The organism is Amycolatopsis sp. MtRt-6 (genome assembly GCF_017308975.1).
In the GTDB taxonomy this organism is placed as follows: domain Bacteria; phylum Actinomycetota; class Actinomycetes; order Mycobacteriales; family Pseudonocardiaceae; genus Amycolatopsis.
The window spans coordinates 79114-97843 of record NZ_JADWPD010000020.1; the positions used below are offsets into that span (position 1 = coordinate 79114).

Consider the following 18730-nt stretch of genomic DNA (forward strand, 5'->3'; position numbering starts at 1 on the left):
TTCATGAGTACCCCATACGAGCGCCCACAAGTCCCGGACAAGGTCGGTGTCGACGGTCTGGAGGCCAAGTGGGTACCCGTATGGGAGTCCACCGGCGCCTACCGCTTCGACCGCACCAAGACCCGGGCCGAGATCTACTCGATCGACACTCCCCCGCCGACGGTCAGCGGTTCGCTGCACATCGGGCACGTCTTCTCCTACACCCACACCGACGTCCTCGCGCGGTTCAAGCGGATGCGCGGGCTCGAGGTCTTCTACCCGATGGGCTGGGACGACAACGGCCTGCCGACCGAACGCCGGGTGCAGAACCACTTCGGCGTCCGCTGTGAGCCTTCGCTGCCCTACGACCCGGACTTCCGGCCGCCGGAGAAGCCGGGCAAGGACGTCGTCGCGATTTCGCGGCGCAACTTCGTCGAGCTGTGCGAAACCCTCACCGAGACCGACGAAAAGGTCTTCGAGCAGCTGTGGCGGCAGCTGGGGCTGTCGGTCGACTGGACGATGACCTACCAGACGATCGGGCACGACTCGCGGCTGATCTCGCAGCGCGCGTTCCTGCGGAACCTCGAGCGCGGTGAGGCCTACCAGGCCGAAGCGCCGACGCTGTGGGACGTCAGCTTCCGCACCGCCGTCGCCCAGGCCGAGCTGGAGGACCGCGAGCGCCCGGGTGCCTTCCACGACCTCGCGTTCACCGGGCCCGACGGCGCCGACGTCGTGATCGCGACGACCCGGCCGGAGCTGCTGCCCGCGTGCGTCGCGCTGGTGGCCCACCCCGACGACGAGCGGTTCAAGCCGCTGTTCGGGAAGACCGTGCGGACGCCGGTGTTCGGCGTCGAGGTGCCCGTCGTGGCGCACCACCTGGCGGATCCCGAAAAGGGCCGGGGCATCGCGATGGTGTGCACGTTCGGCGACACCACCGACGTCACGTGGTGGCGGGAGCTGCGGCTGGCGACGCGGGTGGTGCTGGGCCGCGACGGCCGGTTCCTGCCCGAGGCGCCGTCCGGGGTGTCTTTCGACGCCTACGCGCCGCTGGTCGGCAAAACCGTCCACACGGGACGCGAGATCATGGTGCGACTGCTGCGCGAGGCCGGGGCCCTGCGCGGGGAACCGCGGCCGATCACGCACGCGGTGAAGTTCTACGAAAAGGGCGACAAGCCCCTGGAAATCGTCGCCAGCAGGCAGTGGTACCTGCGCAACGGCGGGACCGACGTCGCGTTCCGGGAGAAGATGCTCGCCCGCGGCGAAGAGCTGAACTGGGTGCCGAAGCACATGCGCGTCCGGTACTCGTCGTGGGTGGAGAACCTGGCCGGCGACTGGCTGATCAGCCGCCAGCGCTTCTTCGGCGTGCCGATCCCGCTGTGGTACCGGCTCGACGACCAAGGCGAGCCCGACTACGCCGCACGCCTGCTGCCGGCCACCCTGCCGGTCGACCCGAGCAGCGACGTCCCGCCGGGGTTCACCGAGGAGCAGCGCGGCGTGCCGGGCGGGTTCGCCGCCGATCCCGACGTGATGGACACCTGGGCGACGTCGTCGCTGACGCCGCAGATCGTCGGCCGGTGGAGCGTCGACGACGACCTGTTTTCCCGCGTGTTCCCGATGGACCTGCGGCCGCAGGCGCACGAGATCATCCGCACCTGGCTGTTCTCGACGGCGGTGCGCGCGGAACTGGAGCACGGCGTGCTGCCGTGGCGGGAGGCGTCGATCGCGGGCTGGGTGCTCGACCCGGACCGCAAGAAGATGTCGAAGTCCATCGGCAACGTGATCACCCCGGTGGACCTGCTGGAGCGGTTCGGCTCGGACGCGGTCCGCTACTGGGCGGCGAGCGCGCGTCCCGGCGTCGACACGGCGGTGGACGAGGGCCAGATGAAGGTCGGCCGGCGGCTGGCGACGAAGCTGCTCAACGCGAGCCGGTTCGTGCTCGGCCTGGGTGTGCCCGCGCCGTCCTCGGTGGCCACCGAGCCGCTGGACCGGGCGCTGCTGGCGGCGCTGGCGGTCGTGGTCGAGCAGGCGACCGCGGCGCTGGAGGCCTCGGACTACGCGCGGGCGCTGCAGGTGACGGAGACGTTCTTCTGGACGTTCTGCGATGACTACGTCGAGCTGGTGAAGGGCCGCGCGTACGGCGACAGCGGTCCTTCGGGTGCGGAGTCCGCGCAGGCGGCGCTGGTCACGGCGTTGTCGGCGGTGCTGCGGCTGTTCGCGCCGTTCCTGCCGTTCGCGACCGAAGAGGTCTGGTCGTGGTGGCGGGACGGGTCGGTCCACCGCGCCGAGTGGCCCGCCGCACCGGGTGTCGAAGGGGATCCGGAGCTGCTCGCGCTGGCCGGCCAGGTGATCGCGGCGGTGCGCCGGGCCAAGACGGACGCGAAGGTGTCGATGCGGTCCGCCGTCGAGACGCTCACCGTGACCGGCCCGCCCGAGCTGCTGGCGCGGTTCGCGGACATTCAGGCGGACATCCGCGTCGCGGGCGTGATCACGGCGGTGGAGACCCGCGAAGGCGACTTCGCGGTCGAGGCCAAGGTCTGATGCGGGTGGGCCGCTCCGGTCACGAACCGGCGGCGGCCCACCAGGCTTCGTCGATCTCGCCGCGCGCCACGATTTCGGCGGGCCCGGACAGCGTCGACGCGCCGCGGGACACCGTCACCTCGACCCGGCCGCCCGGGATGTCCACAGTGGACGTGCCGGTGTCGGTGCCCGCCAGGTGGAACGCGGCCGCCACCGCGGCGACCGTGCCGGTGCCGCACGCCCGCGTCTCCCCCACCCCGCGCTCGTGGACGCGCATCCGCAGCGCGCCCTCGCCGAGCCGGTTGACGAACTCGAGGTTGACCCCGTGCGGGAAGACGTCGTGGTCGAAGTCGGGCTGGTCGCGCAGGTCGAGGCCGGCCACGTCGTCGTCGAGCAGCGACACCAGGTGCGGGTTGCCGACGTTCACCGCGACGCCCGAAAACGGGCGGCCGGCGACCACCGTGACCGAGGTGCCGGTGATCGTCGCCGGTCCCATCTGGACGGTCACCGAGCGGTCGGGGTGCACCACCAGCGGCCGGTCGCCCGCGCGGGTGCCGATGACGAACTCGCCCTCGGTCTCCAGGCCCGCTTCGACGAGGTAGCGGGCGAAGACGCGGGTGCCGTTGCCACACATCTCGGCGATCGACCCGTCGGCGTTGCGGTAGTCCATGAACCACTCGCCCGCGGACGGCTCGTCGAGCGCGGCGGCCCGCACGACGCGCAGCACGCCGTCGGCCCCGAGGCCGCGGCGGCGGTCGCACAGCGCGGCGACCCTGGCCTCGGTCAGCTCGAGGCGGCCCGCCGGATCGGGGAGCAGCACGAAGTCGTTCTGCGTGCCGTGCCCCTTGAGGAACTCGATTCCGCCCATGGGGGCAAGATTACCGGCCCAGGGTATCCAGGACGCGCGCGGCCAGCCCCGGATCGGCGCCGTCGAACCAGTGGATCCGCTGGTCGCGCCGGAACCAGGACCGTTGCTTGCGGACGAAGCGCCGGGTGGCCTGCGCCGTTGCCGCGGCGGCCGCGTCGAAGTCGCCGTCGCCGGCCAGCTCGGCGAGCACCTGCTGGTAGCCGAGTGCCCGCGACGCCGTCTTCCCCTCGCGCAGGCCCCGCTTCTCCAGCTCGCGGACTTCCTCGACCAGCCCGGCCTCGAACATCCGCACCACGCGTTCGTTCACGCGCTCGTCGAGCTCCTCGGGCGCGCGGTCGACGCCGATGACGACGGTGCCGTAGCGGGCGGGGCCCGGCGCGGGCAGGTTCGCCGAGAACGGTTCGCCGGTGATCTCGATGACCTCGAGCGCGCGCACGATCCGGCGGGTGTTGGTCGGCAGGATCTTGGCGGCGGCGACCGGGTCGCGCTCACCCAGCCGGGTGTACAACGCGGGGGTGCCGAGCTGCTCGGCTTCGGCGTCGAGCCGGGCCCGGACGGCCGGGTCGGTGCCGGGGAACCGCAGGTCGTCGAGCACGGCCTGGACGTAGAGGCCGGACCCGCCGGCCAGCACCGGCACCTTGCCTTCGGCCAGCAACCGCTCGATCTCGGCCCGCGCGTGCCGCTGGTAGGCCGCGACGGACGCCGTCTCGGTCACGTCCAGCACGTCGAGCAGGTGGTGCGGGACGCCGCGGCGCTCGGCTTCGGTGGCCTTGGCGGTGCCGATGTCCATGCCCCGGTAGAGCTGCATCGCGTCGGCGTTGACGACTTCGCCGCCGAGTTCGCGGGCCAGGTCCACGGCCAGCGCGGTCTTGCCGGTGGCCGTCGGCCCGACCACCGCGAGCGGGACGACGGGGCTGTTCACGGCGGCTGACGATACCGGCGGACCAACACGGAGCGTCCACCGGAAGTAGGATCACGAGCTTCGAGTGGCCCATCCAGTACCACGGTGCGCGCTGAGCTGCTTGAATGCCGCCTAAGGGACGTAGCATCCGAGCACGGCCCGTGACGACCGCATTACCCGGCCCCGCTCCACGGCGGGGCGCCCGCGCGAGCGGGCGTACAGGCGATAAGGAGCCTGCGATGGCCCAGGAGAACACTTCCACCGGTACCCCGGCCCCGCACCCGGTGCCGCACGCGCTGCACGCCGGGCACGCCGCCCCGCCCGTGCCGCCCGCCGAACCCACCCCGTCCACCTGGGGCCGGATCGACGAGGAGGGCACCGTCTACGTCGTCACCGCCGAGGGCGAACGCGCCGTCGGCGTCTGGCAGGCCGGCAGCCCGGACGAGGGGCTGGTGCACTACGCGCGTCGCTTCGACGACGTGCGCACCGAGGTCGAGCTGCTGGAGACCCGGCTGATCTCCGGGGCCGGCGACCCGAAGCACGCGCTGTCGAGCGCCACCCAGATCCGCGACGGCCTGGCCGAGGCGGCCGTGGTCGGCGACCTGGCCGCGCTCGCCGCCCGGCTGGAGTACGTCATCGGGCACGCCGAGAAGGCGCTGGCCAGCGCGAAGGCGGAGCGCGAGGAGGCACGGGCGGCGGCGGTCGCGCGCAAGCAGGCCCTGGCGGAGGAGGCCGAGAAGATCGCGGCGGACTCCACCCAGTGGAAGGCGGCGGGCGACCGGCTGCGCGCGATCCTCGACGAGTGGAAGACGGTCAAGGGCGTCGACCGCAAGACCGACGACGAGCTGTGGAAGCGGTTCTCGAAGGCCCGCGAGGCGTTCAACCGCCGCCGCGGGTCGCACTTCGCCGAGCTGGACAAGCAGCGCGCGTCGGCCAAGCAGCGCAAGGAAGAGCTGATCGCCGAGGCCGAGGCCATCAGCGAGTCCGAGGACTGGGGCGAGACGGCGGGTCGCTACAAGGACCTGATGACGGAGTGGAAGGCGGCCGGGCGCGCGCCCAAGGACAGCGACGAGGCGCTGTGGCAGCGCTTCCGGGCGGCCCAGGACAAGTTCTTCGCGCGCCGGTCGGCGGTGTTCTCCGAGCGTGACGCGGAGTTCGGCGCGAACGCGGCCCGCAAGGAAGAGCTCCTGGTCGAGGCGGAGAAGATCGACGCGGCGGCCAACCTGGAGGCGGCGAAGAGCGCGCTGCGGCGCATCCAGGAGCAGTGGGACGAGATCGGCAAGGTCCCCCGCGAGCGGATCCGCGAGCTGGACGGCCGGCTGAAGGCGGTCCAGGACGCGGTCAAGGCGGCGGAGGACTCGCGGTGGCGGAAGACGGACCCGGAGGCCCAGGCCCGGGCGGCGCAGTTCCGGGAGCGGGTGGAGCAGTTCGAGTCCCAGGCCGCGAAGGCGCGGGCCGCCGGCGACGAGCGGCGCGCGAAGAAGGCGGACGAGCAGGCCGCGCAGTGGCGTGAGTGGCTGCAGGCCGCCGAGGCGGCGGTCGCCGACCGCTGAAAGGCGCTGAAGGCCGCCTCCGGGGACTCCGCGTTCCCCGGAGGCGGCCTTTGCCGTCCCGGCGCAAGCGGAAGCACCCGGACGGGTTCGGTCGGCGCCCCGACCGGGGGTCACCGCGCGCTTCGCTCCGCCGCCGGTGCTCCACTCTGATCATGACCAGGACACCCCACAGCGCCAGCAGGATCCTCTCCGCGCTGGTGATCAGCACCGCCCTCGCCGGGCTCGTCCCCGCGCTCGCCGCTCCCGCCGTGGCCGCGCCGCTCTCCGCTGCCGCCGGATCCGCCGTCGAAGCCGGCAAGGGGAAGGTGAAGCTCGACGGGAAGCTCGGCAAGGACCACGTCAAGGTCAACGAGAAGGTCGACCTCAAGGGCAACCTGAAGGTGCTCGACGCGGCCCGCTCCGAAGCAGTCCTCGAAACCGTCATCGTGCAGCAGCTGCGGGCCGGGACGTGGGTGAACATCGCCGACACCACCTGCCGGCCGAACGGCGGGTTCTCGTTCAGCCTCAGCTTCAGCCTGAGCGCCACGGTCTCGCTGCGGCTCTACCACCCCGAGACGACGTTGTACGCCGCCGCCTACTCGGCGAGCACCTTCACCCTGCGCGTGGGCTGAACCCGGTCCCCACCGGCCCGCTCAGGACCTCGAAAACGCCGTGCGCATCCACGAGACCGCCAGGCAGATCATCGCGATCCAGGCGATCACCATGCCGATGCCGGGCCCGCCGCCCGCGGAGCCGGGGGCGTGGGACGACTGCTGCGACCAGATCGCCAGCAGCCCGTCGACCGAGGCGAACCAGCCGCCCGCGGCGCAGACCCAGGACAGCCACCAGCGCCGGGTCACCAGGGCCAGTGCCGAGGCCAGGATGCCGACCGCGGTCGACGTCGCCGCGAACAGCTGCGGGATGCCGCCGCCCTCGCCGGCCAGCACCTGCCAGCCCGCGTGGTCGCCGACCCACGGCAGGATCAGGCAGACCAGCAGCACGAACGAGAACACCGCGATGGTGAACCCGCGGCGGCCCAGCTCCACCGTGCGGGACGCCCGCGCGCCCGCTTCGTCGATCTCGGCCGCCAGCTCGGCCAGCTCGCCGTTGCCTCGCGACTCGGTCACAGCGCACACCCACTCACCGGTTCGGGCTGGGCGGCCGGGGCACCGAAGCCCGGCAGGCCCAGCGTGACGCCGCTCGTCTTCGGCCGCAGCCCGGCCTCCGCGTTGTCGCCGGCGCGCGTCCGCCGGTGGGACAGCAGGTCGCCGTCGGCCACCAGGTGGTGCGGCGCACCGTAGGTGACGACCGTCTCGACGACGTCGCCGGGCCGGACCGCGCGGTCGACGTGGGCACCGGTCGGCGCGAAGTGGACCAGACGTCCGTCGCGGGCGCGGCCGCTCATCCGGTGCGTCTCGGCGTCCTTGCGCCCCTCGCCCGCGGCGACGAGCAGCTCGACGCGGCGGCCGACGATCTTCTTGTTCTCTTCCCAGGAGATCGCGTTCTGCAGCTCGACCAGGCGGTCGTAACGCTCCTGCACGACCTCCTTCGGCAGCTGGCCGTCCATCGTCGCGGCCGGCGTGCCGGGGCGCTTCGAGTACTGGAAGGTGAACGCGCTCGAGAAGCGGGCCTGCGCCACGACGTCCAGGGTCGCCTGGAAGTCCTCCTCGGTCTCGCCAGGGAAGCCGACGATGATGTCGGTGGTGATGGCCGCGTCCGGCATGGCCGCGCGGACCTCGTCGAGGATGTTCAGGAAGCGCGCCGAGCGGTAGGACCGCTTCATCTCGCGCAGCACCCGGTCGGACCCGGACTGCAGCGGCATGTGCAGCTGGTGGCAGATGTTCGGGGTCGCGGCCATGGCGTCGATGACGTCGGAGGTGAACGCCGCCGGGTGCGGCGAGGTGAACCGGACGCGCTCGAGGCCGTCGATCGTGCCGCACGCGCGCAGCAGCTTGCCGAACGCCAGCCGGTCGCCGAACTCGACGCCATAGGAGTTGACGTTCTGGCCGAGCAGGGTGACCTCGAGCACGCCCTCGGCGACGAGCGCCTCGACCTCGGCGAGGATCTCGCCGGGCCGCCGGTCGCGTTCCTTGCCGCGCAGGGCGGGGACGATGCAGAAGGTGCAGGTGTTGTTGCAGCCGACCGAAACGGACACCCAGCTCGCGTAGGACGATTCACGCCGCGCGGGCAGCGTCGAGGGGAACGTCTCGAGCGATTCGAGGATCTCGACCTCGGCCGCGGCGTTGTGCCGGGCGCGCTCCAGCAGCGTGGGCAGCGACCCGATGTTGTGGGTGCCGAACACGACGTCGACCCACGGCGCCCGCTTGACGATCTCCCCGCGGTCCTTCTGCGCGAGACACCCGCCGACGGCGATCTGCAGGCCGGGGTTGGCGACCTTGTCCGGGCGCAGGTGCCCGAGCGTGCCGTACAGCTTGTTGTCCGCGTTTTCCCGGACGGCGCAGGTGTTGAACACGATCAGGTCGGGCTTGGCCCCGGCGGCCGCCGGGACGTAGCCGGCGTCCTCGAGCTGCCCGGCGAGCCGCTCGGAGTCGTGCACGTTCATCTGGCAGCCGAAGGTGCGGATCTGGTACGCCCTGGGTGCCTGGTTCTCGGTCATCGGCTTCCAGGGTAGACCGGCTGCCGCCTGCGGTTCCGCGGTGCCCTGGGTCGCGCTGCCGCCGGGTCACGCCCCGGGCGCCGGGCGGGCGAGCGCGAGCTGCGCGTCGAGCAGCTTCACGCAGAGCGTGAGCGGCACCAGTCCGTAGACCGTCCCGGCCGCCGGCCCGTGGAGCTTGGTGGTGGTGATCCGCTTGACCGGGACGCCGCACGGGCACGGTCCGGCCGTCGGACGGCAAGGAGAACGTTCGATCCGGTGACGGGCCGGTGTTTCTCCGGCGTACGCGGCGGCCGGCTCGGCCACCGTGGTCGCGAGCACGATGGCCGCGGCCGCCACGGTCCTGGCGAGTCGTCTGCCGCTGATCACGCCGCTCCCTTTCCCCGGTGAGCCAACGTGTTCGGCGACGGCCGGGACGTGCTCGCGGACCACGTTAGGGAGGGGCGGCCGGGGCTCGCACCGGTCAAAAGCGGCCACGAGCCGGTTCCGGCCAGGGTGCCTGGCCGGAACCGGACGGTGGCCGCAACCGCCCCTTACCGGCGCCGCGGGAGAACGCCTACAGTCCGCAGCGCGGAACTTCACGACCAGGGGGAACGAAGACCATGCTCAGATGGACGGCCATCACCGCCGCCACGGCCGCCGTGGTGGCGGCGGCGGCTTTCGGAGCCGGGACCGGCGCGGACAAGATAGTCTCGGCCGACGACCCACCGACCGTCTGCCTTCGCCCGCACGCCTGGGGCTGCGATCCGGGACCGCCGGACCCGTGGGAGTGGGACTGACCGGTCAGGCGAGCCAGCCACGCCGGACCGCCGCGTAGACGGCGGCCACCCGGTTGTCCGCCTGGAGCGCCTCCAGCAGCCCGGACACGTGCCGGCGCACGGTCCGCTCGCTGCTGCCGAGGTGGCGCGCGATCGCGCCGTCGGTCATCCCGGTGGCCAGCAGCTCCAGCACCTTGGTCTGGGCCGGGGTCAGGCCGGTGCCGGCGTCCCGGGCCGTGTCGCCCAGCGGGACGGCCTGGGCCCAGATCAGGTCGAACAGGACACGCAGCGCCGCGACCAGGTTCGGGGTCCGCACCAGCAGGGCGCCGTCGGCCCCGGAGACGCCGAGCGGCACCAGCGCCGCGTGCCGGTCCGCGATGACCATCCGCATCGGCAGTTCCGGGGCGACGCGCAGTTGCCACCCCGCCGCGACCGAGGCCGCGACGATCTCCTGAGCACCCGCGAACTCCAGCGCCGAACGCTCGTAGACGTTGCGAAGCACCACCCCGCGGGCGGTCACGGCCGCCGGGAACGTCATCGCGGTCCGCCGGTCGGGTGCCTTGCGGTTGCGGTGCGTGGCGAACGAGAGGAACTCCTCGCGGGCCGACAGGCACAGCTCGACCGACATGGCGGCGACGCGGGCGGCGTCGTCGAGCACCTCGATCCCGCTGATCCCCGCCTGCCCATGGGCGGCCAGGTAGATCGCCTGCAGCACGTCGAGGTGCTCCCGGGCGGCCTGGATCTGCCGGCTCTGCTCGAGCACGGACTGCTGGGCGGCCAGGATGGCGTGGTCGACCGCCCGGGCCGGCTCGACGGCCACGACCTGCGGCGTGTCCGGGTCCGTCCGGTAGTCCCGCCGCGCGAACCCCTTCTCGAGCAGCTCGGCCATCGACGGCCCGCCTGCCGTGGGCCCGTCGAGCGGGATCGGGCCTTCCCGGAGCATCGACTCGTACAGCGCCACGGCACCGGGCGACAGCATTCCTTCGAGCATGAAACCCCCTCCGCCGCACTGGGGAGAGGATACGAAGATCGTCCGGTCGCGCGCAGCCCTCCGGGCGCCCGTCCCCTCACCCCGGCTGGAAGAACTCCAGCAACCTCCGGCTCGCGTCCGGGGACATCAGCAGCTCCTGCATGTCCGCCGACATCCGGGCGGCCGCACCCGTGCGCTCGAACATCTCCTGCTCGTACTCCTCGACCGCCGCGCCGAAATCCCCCGGGTGGGCCGCCACCGCCAGGCCGAGCACGGCGCCGTCGAGCAGGGCCATGTTGGCCCCCTCCCCCACCGGTGGCATCAGGTGCGCCGCGTCGCCGAGGAGGGTGATGCCCGGGTTCGAGGGCCACGTCAGGCCCGGTGGGAGCGTGGTGATCGCGCGGGGCACCACCGTGTCGCCGCTCGCCGCGATCAGGGCCGTGAACCTCGGGTCCCAGCCGGCGAGCAGCTCGATCAGCCGGGCTCGGGCGGCCGGCGGGTCGCCGAAGGGGATGCCGCTCGTCGTGAACCAGTCCTCTCCCGTGTTGTAGAAGCTGACGCCGATGCGGACGCAGCCGTCGCCGTTGCGCTGGGCGGCCAGTGACTTGCCGTCGCCCATGACCCAGTAGTTGCCGCGGCCGACCATGGCCGCGAGGTCCGGATGGGCCCGGTCGACGTCCGGGATGCACAGCTCGACCACGTTCTGGCCGAGGTGGACCGGCCGGGCGCCGGTGAGCAACGGCCGCACCCGGGAATTCGCCCCGTCGGCGCCGGCCAGCAGGTCGTAGCGCGCGCTGCGGCCGTCCGCGAAGTGCAGGACTCCCTCCTCGGCGTGGTCGAACGCGTGGCCCCAGCGGACCGTGCCGCCGGGGAGGGCGTCGAGCAGCAGGTTGCGCAGGTCCGTGCGGTCGATCTCCGGACGCAGTGCCGGGGCGTCTTCTGGGGTGTCCTCCTGGAGCAGCAGCGTGCCGTCCGGCTCCAGGAGGCGCATGTCCTGGCCTTCGCCCCGGGCGAGCGCCAGGAACTCCGCCAGCAGGCCCGCCTCCGCCAGGGCCCGCTGCCCGGAATGGATGTCGAGCATGCCGCCCTGGCGGCGGGCGTCGCGCGAAGCGTCCCGCTCGTACACGACGCTCTCGATGCCGTGGACGTGCAGCACCCGGGCGAGCGCCAGGCCGCCCAGGCCGGCTCCCACGATGACGATGGTCATGACTCCCCTTCGATACACCGTACTTCTCGATACAGTGTATCGCGGGAGCCGATGTATTGTCACGCCCATGTTGGTGTGGGAGCGGCCGGAGCCGCCGAACCGGCCGGCGCCGGCGCCGCTGAGCCGGGACCTGATCGTCCGGACGGCGGTCGAGCTGGCCGACGAAGCCGGCCTGGAGGCGGTGTCGCTGCGCAAGCTCGCCGGCACGCTGGACGTCGGGCCGATGCGGCTCTACGGCTACATCGACACCAAGGACGAGCTGCTCGACCTGATGGTCGACGCGGTCCACGCCGAGATCCGGCCGGCCGGCACCGGGTGGCGCGAGGTGCTGACCTCGATGGCCGTGGCCACCCGCGAGGCCGCGCACCGGCACGAGTGGTTCGCCGACCTGATCGGCGGGCGGCCCCAGCTCGGCCCGAACGCGCTGGCCCGGGGCGAAGCGGTGCTGGCCGCGCTGGACGGCGTCGACGTCGACCTGGTCATGCCGATGGTCACCGCCGTCGACGCCTACGTGATCGGCGCGGTCCGCCGCGAAATCGCCGAGCGCCGGGCCGAGCGGGCCAGCGGGCTGGACCAGCGGCAGTGGCAGGCCACCTTGGGGCCGTACCTGGTGCGGATGTTCGCCACCGGCCGGTTCCCCGCGCTGGAGAAGGTCGTCCGCGACGCCGCCCACCACGACGCCGACGCGACCTTCCGCATCGGCCTCGGCTTCCTGCTCGACGGCATCGGGGCGAGCATCGGGTAGCTACTCGCCGGCCAGCATGGCCACCATGCTGTGCGGCGCGTCGTCCCCGAACATGATCACGTAGATGTCCTCGCCTTCCGCCTCCGCGGCGGCACGCGCGAACATCGCCTGCTCGTACGCCGCGAGCGCCGCCTCGACGTCGCCGGGATGGGTGGCGAGGGCCTGCCCGAGCTCGGCGCCGTCCAGCATGGCGAGGTTGGCGCCCTCGCCGTTCGGTGGCATCAGGTGGGCCGCGTCGCCGAGCAGGGTCACCCCCGGCACGCGGGCCCAGCGGTGCCCGGCCGGCAGCGTGCGGAGGCGGCGCAGCACCGGCGGGGTGTCGCTGTCGGTGATCAGCGCGGTCAGCTCGGGCGCCCAGCCGTCGAACTCCTCGGCGGCGCGGGCCGTCACGGTTGCCGCGTCGGCACCGGCCAGCCAGTCCTGGGGCTTGAACAGCTGCGCGTACGTGTGCAGGGTTCCGCCGCTTTCGCGGTGGGCGACGATTCCCTTGCCCGGCGCCAACGCGCAGAGCGCACCGGCGCCGACCACCTTCGCGGCGGCGGGATACCGGACGTCGCCGTCGAACAGGAAGGTCTCGACGACCGTCACGCCGATGTACTCGGGTACCGCGCTCGAGACCAGCGGACGCACCTTCGACCACGCGCCGTCCGCGCCGACCAGCAGGCTCGTGACGAAGCTGCCGCCGCCGGCCAGGCTCACCTCGTGGCCGCCGTCGCCGAGAGCCCGCACGCCGGTGACCTTGTGTCCCCAGTGGACGGTGCCGGGCGGCAGCGAGTCCAGCAGCAGCTGCCGCAGGTCGCCGCGTTGCACTTCGGGACGTTCGCCGGTGCCGTCGTCGGGCCGGTCGAGCAGCACGGTGCCGTCGCGGTCGACGATCCGGGTGGATTCCCGGCCCGGCAGGACGAGTTCCCGGAACCCGTCGGCCAGGCCGGCCGCCTCCAGTGCCGGTTGGCCGTTCCACGGGTGGATGTCGAGCATGCCGCCCTGACGACGTGCGGACGGCGCCGCTTCGGCCTCGTGGACCTCGACCGGGATGCCGTGCCGGTGCAGGACGCGGGCCAGGACGAGACCGCCGAGGCCGGCGCCGATGATCGTGACAGTCATGGTTGCCTCCGATTGGATTGACGTTCCAATCACCACGGTAGCACGGGTTTGGATCGACGTTCCAACCATGCGATGATCAGCCCATGGCGAAACGGCGCGCGGACGGGCTGTCCAAGGAAGTGATCGTCCAGGCGGCAGCCGCGATCCTGGACGACGGCGGCGAGGCCGCGCTGACGTTCCGCGCGCTCACCGCCCGCCTGTCGACCGGCTACGGCGCGATCTACCACCACGTCGCGAACAAGAGCGACCTCCTGGCGGCGGCGACCGACGCCGTCATCGCCCGCGTCGTGGACGACGCCGTGGCCGAGGGCGAGCCGCGGGAAGCGCTGCGCACGGTGTCACTGGGCCTGTTCGACGCGATCGACGCCCACCCGTGGGTCGGCGCCCAGCTGTCCCGGGAGCCGTGGCGGCCCGCGCTGCTGGAGATCTACGAGCGGATCGGTGGGCTGCTCGTCGCGCTCGACGTGCCCGAGCAGGCGTTGTTCGACGCCGCGGGCGCGCTGGTGAACTACGTGCTCGGCGTCGCCGGCCAGAACGCCGCCAACGCCCGGCTGCTCGCCGCCGGCGAGGCGGACCGCTCGGCGTTCCTGGGCGACGTCGCCGCGCAGTGGGCGGCACTCGACCCGGAGAAGTACCCGTTCGTCCACCGGGCGGCGACCCGGCTGCGGGAGCACGACGACCGCGAGCAGTTCCTCGCGGGCGTCGACATCTTCCTGGCCGGGATCGCCACCCTGCGCTAGCCGATCGGGTCAGTCCACAGTGGATGGCGAGCGGGGACGGTACTCCGCGTGGGGACCACCCGGCTACTTCACCGCTGTGGGCGCCCACGCCGCCAGTTCCGCGCGGACCGCCGCCAGCTGGGCCGCCGTCGGGGCCGCCGACGGCTCGGCGATCAGCGCGTAGTGCAGGCCCGGGGTCGCCGGCAGGTGCAGGCGGTCGCCCACCCGGGTCGCCGACGGCAGGTCCGTCACCACCGTCGGCGTCATGCCCGCCGGGACGTGCAGCTCCGTCGGGGCGCCCGCGGCCGTCCCCTGCCACACCAGAACTCCGTAGCGTCCCGTGCCCGTCAGGGCCGCCGTGGCCGGCATCGTCGACGGGATCTGGTTCCACGTCAGGGTCTGGCTGCCGTCGCGGGAGCGGTCCTCGTACGTGAACGCCAGCGTGTGCCCCGCGACCGCCGCCGGGTAGAGGCGGTCGAGGAGGCGGGCGTCCTGGCGGAGCTGGACCGTCCCGTCGTCCGCCGTGCGGGCCGCCGAGAAGTCCTCGCCGTTCCAGGCGTCGCCTTCGGTCTTGACCTTGTCCGGGTTGTCGTTCATCAGCTCGTGGTGGCGGCCGCTGTAGATGTCCCACTGCCACTGCGTCGCCGACAGCACCGGGCCCGACTGCGCCGGCTGGCGCCACCAGTTCGCGCCCGACACCCGCGAGTCCAGCGCCTGGTACATCGCCTTGTCCACGGTCGGGGTCTTGTCCGAGGTGTAGCCGGTCATCGGGTGGCCGAACTCGGTGACGATCGCCGTCGTGCCCAGCGCCGTCGCGCGGTCGCGGACCGTGCCGAAGGTCGCGCTGTACTGGCCGTCGCCCGCCTTGCCCGGCATGAACACGCCGGACTGCGCGAGCTGGTCGTAGAAGTGCGTGTTGAACACGTACCGCGGGCCCATGACGCCGGTGTCCTGGAAGCCGCCGGGGTGCAGCTGGAAGGAGATGTTGGAGTTCCAGAACATGTTCGGCTCGACGAACGCGGGCTTGTCCTGCCAGCCGGCGGAATCCATCGCGGCGCGGAACCGCTTGAAGAACGGCCACAGCACGTTCTGCTCCCACGCCTTGCTGTCCTGGCCCGAGTCGTACCGCCCGGCGAACGGCTCGTTGTACGGGTCCATGCCCGCGATGCCCGCGAACTGCGCGGCACTCAGGTTGGTCCGCAGGTACGTCATCGTCTGGACGGCCTGGCCGACGAACTCGTCCTGGATGCCGCGGTTGTTGCGCCAGAAGTCCTTCGTGGCGTCCTGGACCGCCGCGTTCTGCGTGATGTTCTGGCCCCAGTGCGCGCAGATGCCGCAGCTCTCCGCGGGGTAGCCGCCGAGGTCGACGACCCACTTCGGCGCGCCGTCGCCGGTGTACCAGCTGCCGCGGTTGAACAGGTAGCGGGAGAACAGGTCCTGGTGGAAGTCCGGCAGGACGGTGAAGCCCTCGTCCAGGAACGCCTTCATCTGGTCGGTCAGCTTCGCCAGGTACTGCGTGTTCACCGGCCCGCGCACCGGCTGCGTGCCGGCCCAGGCGATCGGGATGCGCACGGCGTTCGCGCCGGTGAGCGCCCGCATCGCCTGGGCCGAGCGACGCGCGTCGGCCGTGTTGGCGAACGGCAGGAAACCGTTTTCTGCCAGCTTCACCTCGCCCGAGACGTTGAAGCCGCGCAGGACCACTTCGCGGCCGTACTCGTCGACGAACGCCGAGCCGCGTACCGTCAGCCGGCGCTGCGGAACGTCTTCGGCGGCAGCGGAGGCGACGACGCCGGAAGTCATCGCCACGGCGGTGAGCAAAGCCACGAGCATGCGCATGATGGCGGCCCCAAACGTGAAGGAGTTTCGCAAAAAGTTACCGAGCGGTCACCCCGTCGTCAAGGGCCGAAAGGAGCCGTTCAGGCCGCCTTCCGCTGCCATTGCTGGTTGGTCACGCCGGTACACGGGTACTGCTTGACCGCGGCACCGTCGGCCGTCGACGCCGAAACGACGTCCAGGCACTTCCCGCTGTGGCGCGCCACCCACCGGACATACCCGCCGCTGACGGCTTGTGCCTGCCACTGCTGGTTCGTGCCCGTGGTGCACGTGCTCTGCACCGCCGCCGCGCCGTCCGCCGTCGAGGCACCCGCGATGCCGAGGCACTTCCCGCTGTGCCGCGCGATCAGGTTGACGTAGCCGTCGCCGAGGTCGAGCACGCTCCACTGCTGGTTCCCGCCGTTGTTGCACGTGTACTGCGTGAGCGCGACGCCGTCGTTCCGGGACGAACTCGGGATGTCCGCGCACTTGCCGCTGTGCCGGGCCACCAAGGTCTCGTACGCGCTGCCGGTGCCGGCGCCCGCGACGACGCCGGTCGCCGCGTCGATGCTCACCTTGGGGTACCAGCTCATCGACATCGTCGTGGCGCTCGGGAACGAGAGCGGTAGCCACACGTACCGCGACTCGTTGACCGGACGCTGCCAGGCACCCGCCCACCGATCGCCGAGGTAGAGGTAGGACGTCGCCTGCGTGCCCTGCACCGGCTGCACGTACGCGGTCTGGCTGCCGAAACCGGTGGCGTCCCCGATGTTCGCCAGCCCGCTCCACGTGCCGGTGACGCTGGACGCCGTCGCGTACTTCTGCTGGTTCGGCTGCCAGCCCGTGGCGCCCGAAGTGAGCAGGAAGTAGACGCCGTCGCGCTTGAACATCGCCGGCGCCTCACGGTACGAGCCGGGCCACAGCGTCTGCACCAGCGCGGCGACGCCGGTGTAGTCGGCGGTGAGCCGGTAGACGTTGAGGTCGGCGTTCTCGCGGGCCGCCGACGCCATGTACGCGGTGCCGTCGTCGTCCTTGAACAGCGTGATGTCCCGCGACATGTGGGCGTTGAACGGGCGGAAGCTGCCGCGGTAGGCGTAGTTCCCGTCGACCGTCGAGGAGGTGGCGACGGCCGCGCGGGCTTCGGCGTAGTCGTCGCCGTTCTCCTTGTGCATCCACATCACGTACTGCCCGGTCGAGCTGTTGTAGATGACCTTCGGCCGCTCGATCTTCGCCCGGCCCAGCTCGGCCGCCGACGACTGCGTCAGCACGTCGCCCCGGAACTCCCACGTCTTCAGGTCGGTCGAGCGGTAGGCCGAGACCGCGCGGAAGGTGTCGTCGGCGTTGCGGTTCTCGCCGAACCAGTAGTAGTACGCGCCCACCTTGAGCATCCCGCCGCCGTGGGCGTGCACCAGCGCGCCGGAGGTGTCGGTGAACTGGCTGCCGTTGGTCACCGTCACCGGCGCGGCGTGCGCACCGGGCGCGCCGAGCAGCAGGGTGGCGAGCACGAGCAGGGACAACACCGCGCCACGTCGTCGTAGCATTGAAACTCCTTCGCGAAGGGGTTCAGTAGCCGACGCGGAAAGTCGCGTCCTGCTTGTCCACAGTGGAGGATGCCGTGCCCAGCGGGTCGATCCGGAGCACGGAGGAGTAGTGCCGGACGTAGCGGTCCGGGAAGTTGTGCGAGCGGAACGACGACCAGCTCGCGTCGGCGAGCCCCGCCGTCTGGTGGAAGGTGGCGTCGGCCTTGAACGTCGCCGAGCCGTCGTTCGCGGCGAGGCGCAGCTCGTAGTTGTAGTGCCGCAGGTAGCGGCCCGGGTAGTTGACCGACTCGAACGACACGCCGGCCGCGTCCGCCAGGCCGGGCACGAGCTTCCACAGCTGATCCTGGTACGGGTCGAACGGGTAGGCGTCGATGCGGCCCACGGAGTTCGCGTGCCGGACGTAGCTGCCGGGGAAGTTGTAGGACTTGAGCCGCCGCCACGCCGGGGCGCCCCAGCGGTCGACCAGGGCGGACCGCTCCGCGGCCGTGATCGGCGTGATGCCGGGGTGCTTGGAGTTCAGCGGCTGCGTGTAGGCGCGGTCGTTCAGCAGCGTCCAGTTCCCGGCGGCCACGTCGGTGGTCTCCCAGCAGAAGAACCGGCCGTTGGGGCTCCAGGTGTCACCCCAGAGGTACCAGCGGTTCCCCGACGCCGCCGGGACGATCTGCGGCGCCTCGACGCCGCGCCCGGGTGAGATCCCGGTCTTGTAGGTGGTGAAGCTGCCCGGAGCCAAAGATGCCGAGCGCTGGCCGACCAGCGTGCTGTTCGTGTTGTTCTTGACGTACAGGTAGTTGACGCCGCCGATGGTGGCCATCGTCCCGTCGATCGTCGCGTGGCCGGGGTCGAAGAACACCTGCGGCCCGCTCACCGTCGTGAAGTCGGTGGTGTAGTTGACCATGATGACGTCGTGGCCGCCGGAGGCCGCCGAGTAGATGATCGCGTACTGGTTGCGCGTCGGGTCCCAGAACGCCTCCGGCGCCCAGCTGTGCGTGGCCATCGAGTGCAGCTTGATCCGGCGGTAACCGGTGAACCCGCGCAGGTCCGCGGAATCCCAGACGTGGACGTACTGGTTCTGCAGCGACCAGTCGGTGCCCTTGAGGTCGGTCGCCAGCACCACGAACCGGCCGTCCTGCTTGCGCAGCACGAAGGGGTCGCGCAGCCCGCCGGTGCCCGCCGTCGGCGTCACCACCGGGTTGTTCTGGTTGAGCGGCAGCCAGTCCAGGCCGTCGGTGCTGACCGCCAGGTGCAGCCCGTAGTCGGCGCCCGCCATGGACGGCGACTCGGTGAAGTACGCCATGACGTACGCGCCGGCGGCCTGGGCGCGCGCCAGTGCGGTGCCGCCGAGCACGCCGGCGACCGCGGCTCCCGCCGCGCCCGTCATCAGTCCACGTCGACTGATCATCGTCCCACCCATCTCGTCGTCGAGCACCGGGCACAAACGGATTGTTAGCGCTAACAAGCGGTCG

General features: G+C 72.0%; 17 protein-coding genes. 6 read left to right on the forward strand and 11 right to left on the reverse strand.

What is annotated here, in order from left to right; all coding sequences use genetic code 11:
* Positions 1-3 precede the first annotated feature (3 nt).
* Positions 4-2517, forward strand: a complete 2514-nt coding sequence (valS, locus tag I4Q55_RS29850; protein ID WP_206792282.1) for a valine--tRNA ligase — start codon at positions 4-6, stop codon at positions 2515-2517.
* Positions 2518-2536: 19 nt separating this feature from the next.
* Here the strand turns inward: valS and dapF are convergent, their stop codons facing one another.
* Together dapF and miaA are read right to left on the reverse strand one after the other, a co-directional pair.
* Positions 2537-3364 (reverse strand): diaminopimelate epimerase, encoded by an 828-nt coding sequence (dapF, locus tag I4Q55_RS29855; RefSeq protein ID WP_206792284.1) that lies wholly within the window; start codon positions 3362-3364, stop codon positions 2537-2539.
* Between the two features lie 10 nt (positions 3365-3374).
* Entirely contained in the window at positions 3375-4286 is a 912-nt protein-coding gene (gene miaA, locus I4Q55_RS29860; protein WP_206792286.1) for a tRNA (adenosine(37)-N6)-dimethylallyltransferase MiaA, read from the reverse strand.
* 218 nt (positions 4287-4504) lie between these two features.
* Here miaA and I4Q55_RS29865 point away from each other — a divergent pair, with 218 nt between their 5' ends.
* Entirely contained in the window at positions 4505-5818 is a 1314-nt protein-coding gene (locus I4Q55_RS29865; RefSeq protein ID WP_206792288.1) for a DUF349 domain-containing protein, read from the forward strand.
* 152 nt (positions 5819-5970) lie between these two features.
* A complete protein-coding gene (locus I4Q55_RS29870; RefSeq protein WP_206792290.1) occupies positions 5971-6429 on the forward strand; it encodes a hypothetical protein in 459 nt (152 codons plus the stop codon).
* Between the two features lie 21 nt (positions 6430-6450).
* On the opposite strand, the gene I4Q55_RS29875 is transcribed toward I4Q55_RS29870, so the two are convergent.
* From I4Q55_RS29875 to I4Q55_RS29885, 3 genes are all read right to left on the reverse strand, one after another.
* Positions 6451-6924: a hypothetical protein gene (locus I4Q55_RS29875; RefSeq protein ID WP_206792292.1), complete on the reverse strand. Its 474-nt coding sequence runs from the start codon at positions 6922-6924 to the stop codon at positions 6451-6453.
* Positions 6921-8414: a tRNA (N6-isopentenyl adenosine(37)-C2)-methylthiotransferase MiaB gene (gene miaB, locus I4Q55_RS29880; RefSeq protein WP_206792294.1), complete on the reverse strand. Its 1494-nt coding sequence runs from the start codon at positions 8412-8414 to the stop codon at positions 6921-6923. The genes I4Q55_RS29875 and miaB overlap by 4 nt, the downstream gene beginning before the upstream one ends.
* A 66-nt stretch (positions 8415-8480) precedes the next feature.
* Positions 8481-8780, reverse strand: coding sequence for a hypothetical protein (locus I4Q55_RS29885; RefSeq protein WP_206792296.1), 300 nt, complete (start codon positions 8778-8780; stop codon positions 8481-8483).
* Positions 8781-9013: 233 nt separating this feature from the next.
* Here I4Q55_RS29885 and I4Q55_RS29890 point away from each other — a divergent pair, with 233 nt between their 5' ends.
* Positions 9014-9190, forward strand: coding sequence for a hypothetical protein (locus tag I4Q55_RS29890; RefSeq protein WP_206792298.1), 177 nt, complete (start codon positions 9014-9016; stop codon positions 9188-9190).
* A gap of 4 nt (positions 9191-9194) precedes the next feature.
* On the opposite strand, the gene I4Q55_RS29895 is transcribed toward I4Q55_RS29890, so the two are convergent.
* Together I4Q55_RS29895 and I4Q55_RS29900 are read right to left on the reverse strand one after the other, a co-directional pair.
* Complete coding sequence (locus I4Q55_RS29895; protein WP_206792300.1) at positions 9195-10160, reverse strand: LuxR C-terminal-related transcriptional regulator; 966 nt, start codon at positions 10158-10160, stop codon at positions 9195-9197.
* A 76-nt stretch (positions 10161-10236) separates the two neighbouring features.
* The gene (locus tag I4Q55_RS29900) at positions 10237-11346 is read right to left on the reverse strand and encodes an NAD(P)/FAD-dependent oxidoreductase (RefSeq protein WP_206792303.1); all 1110 of its coding nucleotides are present in this window, start codon (positions 11344-11346) and stop codon (positions 10237-10239) included.
* Positions 11347-11413: 67 nt separating this feature from the next.
* Here I4Q55_RS29900 and I4Q55_RS29905 point away from each other — a divergent pair, with 67 nt between their 5' ends.
* Positions 11414-12091, forward strand: coding sequence for a TetR/AcrR family transcriptional regulator (locus tag I4Q55_RS29905; RefSeq protein WP_206792305.1), 678 nt, complete (start codon positions 11414-11416; stop codon positions 12089-12091).
* Here the strand turns inward: I4Q55_RS29905 and I4Q55_RS29910 are convergent, their stop codons facing one another.
* On the reverse strand, positions 12092-13195 hold the full coding sequence (locus I4Q55_RS29910) for an NAD(P)/FAD-dependent oxidoreductase (protein ID WP_206792307.1): 1104 nt from the start codon (positions 13193-13195) through the stop codon (positions 12092-12094).
* A gap of 83 nt (positions 13196-13278) precedes the next feature.
* Here I4Q55_RS29910 and I4Q55_RS29915 point away from each other — a divergent pair, with 83 nt between their 5' ends.
* Positions 13279-13935, forward strand: a complete 657-nt coding sequence (locus I4Q55_RS29915; RefSeq protein ID WP_206792309.1) for a TetR/AcrR family transcriptional regulator — start codon at positions 13279-13281, stop codon at positions 13933-13935.
* A gap of 63 nt (positions 13936-13998) precedes the next feature.
* On the opposite strand, the gene I4Q55_RS50260 is transcribed toward I4Q55_RS29915, so the two are convergent.
* The 3 genes from I4Q55_RS50260 to I4Q55_RS29930 all read right to left on the reverse strand — a co-directional run bounded on the left by I4Q55_RS50260 (position 13999) and on the right by I4Q55_RS29930 (position 18666).
* Positions 13999-15750 (reverse strand): cellulase family glycosylhydrolase, encoded by a 1752-nt coding sequence (locus I4Q55_RS50260; protein ID WP_206792311.1) that lies wholly within the window; start codon positions 15748-15750, stop codon positions 13999-14001.
* Positions 15751-15830: 80 nt separating this feature from the next.
* The gene (locus I4Q55_RS29925; protein WP_242547002.1) at positions 15831-17267 is read right to left on the reverse strand and encodes an RICIN domain-containing protein; all 1437 of its coding nucleotides are present in this window, start codon (positions 17265-17267) and stop codon (positions 15831-15833) included.
* Between the two features lie 22 nt (positions 17268-17289).
* Positions 17290-18666, reverse strand: a complete 1377-nt coding sequence (locus tag I4Q55_RS29930) for a glycoside hydrolase family 43 protein (RefSeq protein ID WP_242547003.1) — start codon at positions 18664-18666, stop codon at positions 17290-17292.
* Positions 18667-18730 lie beyond the last annotated feature (64 nt).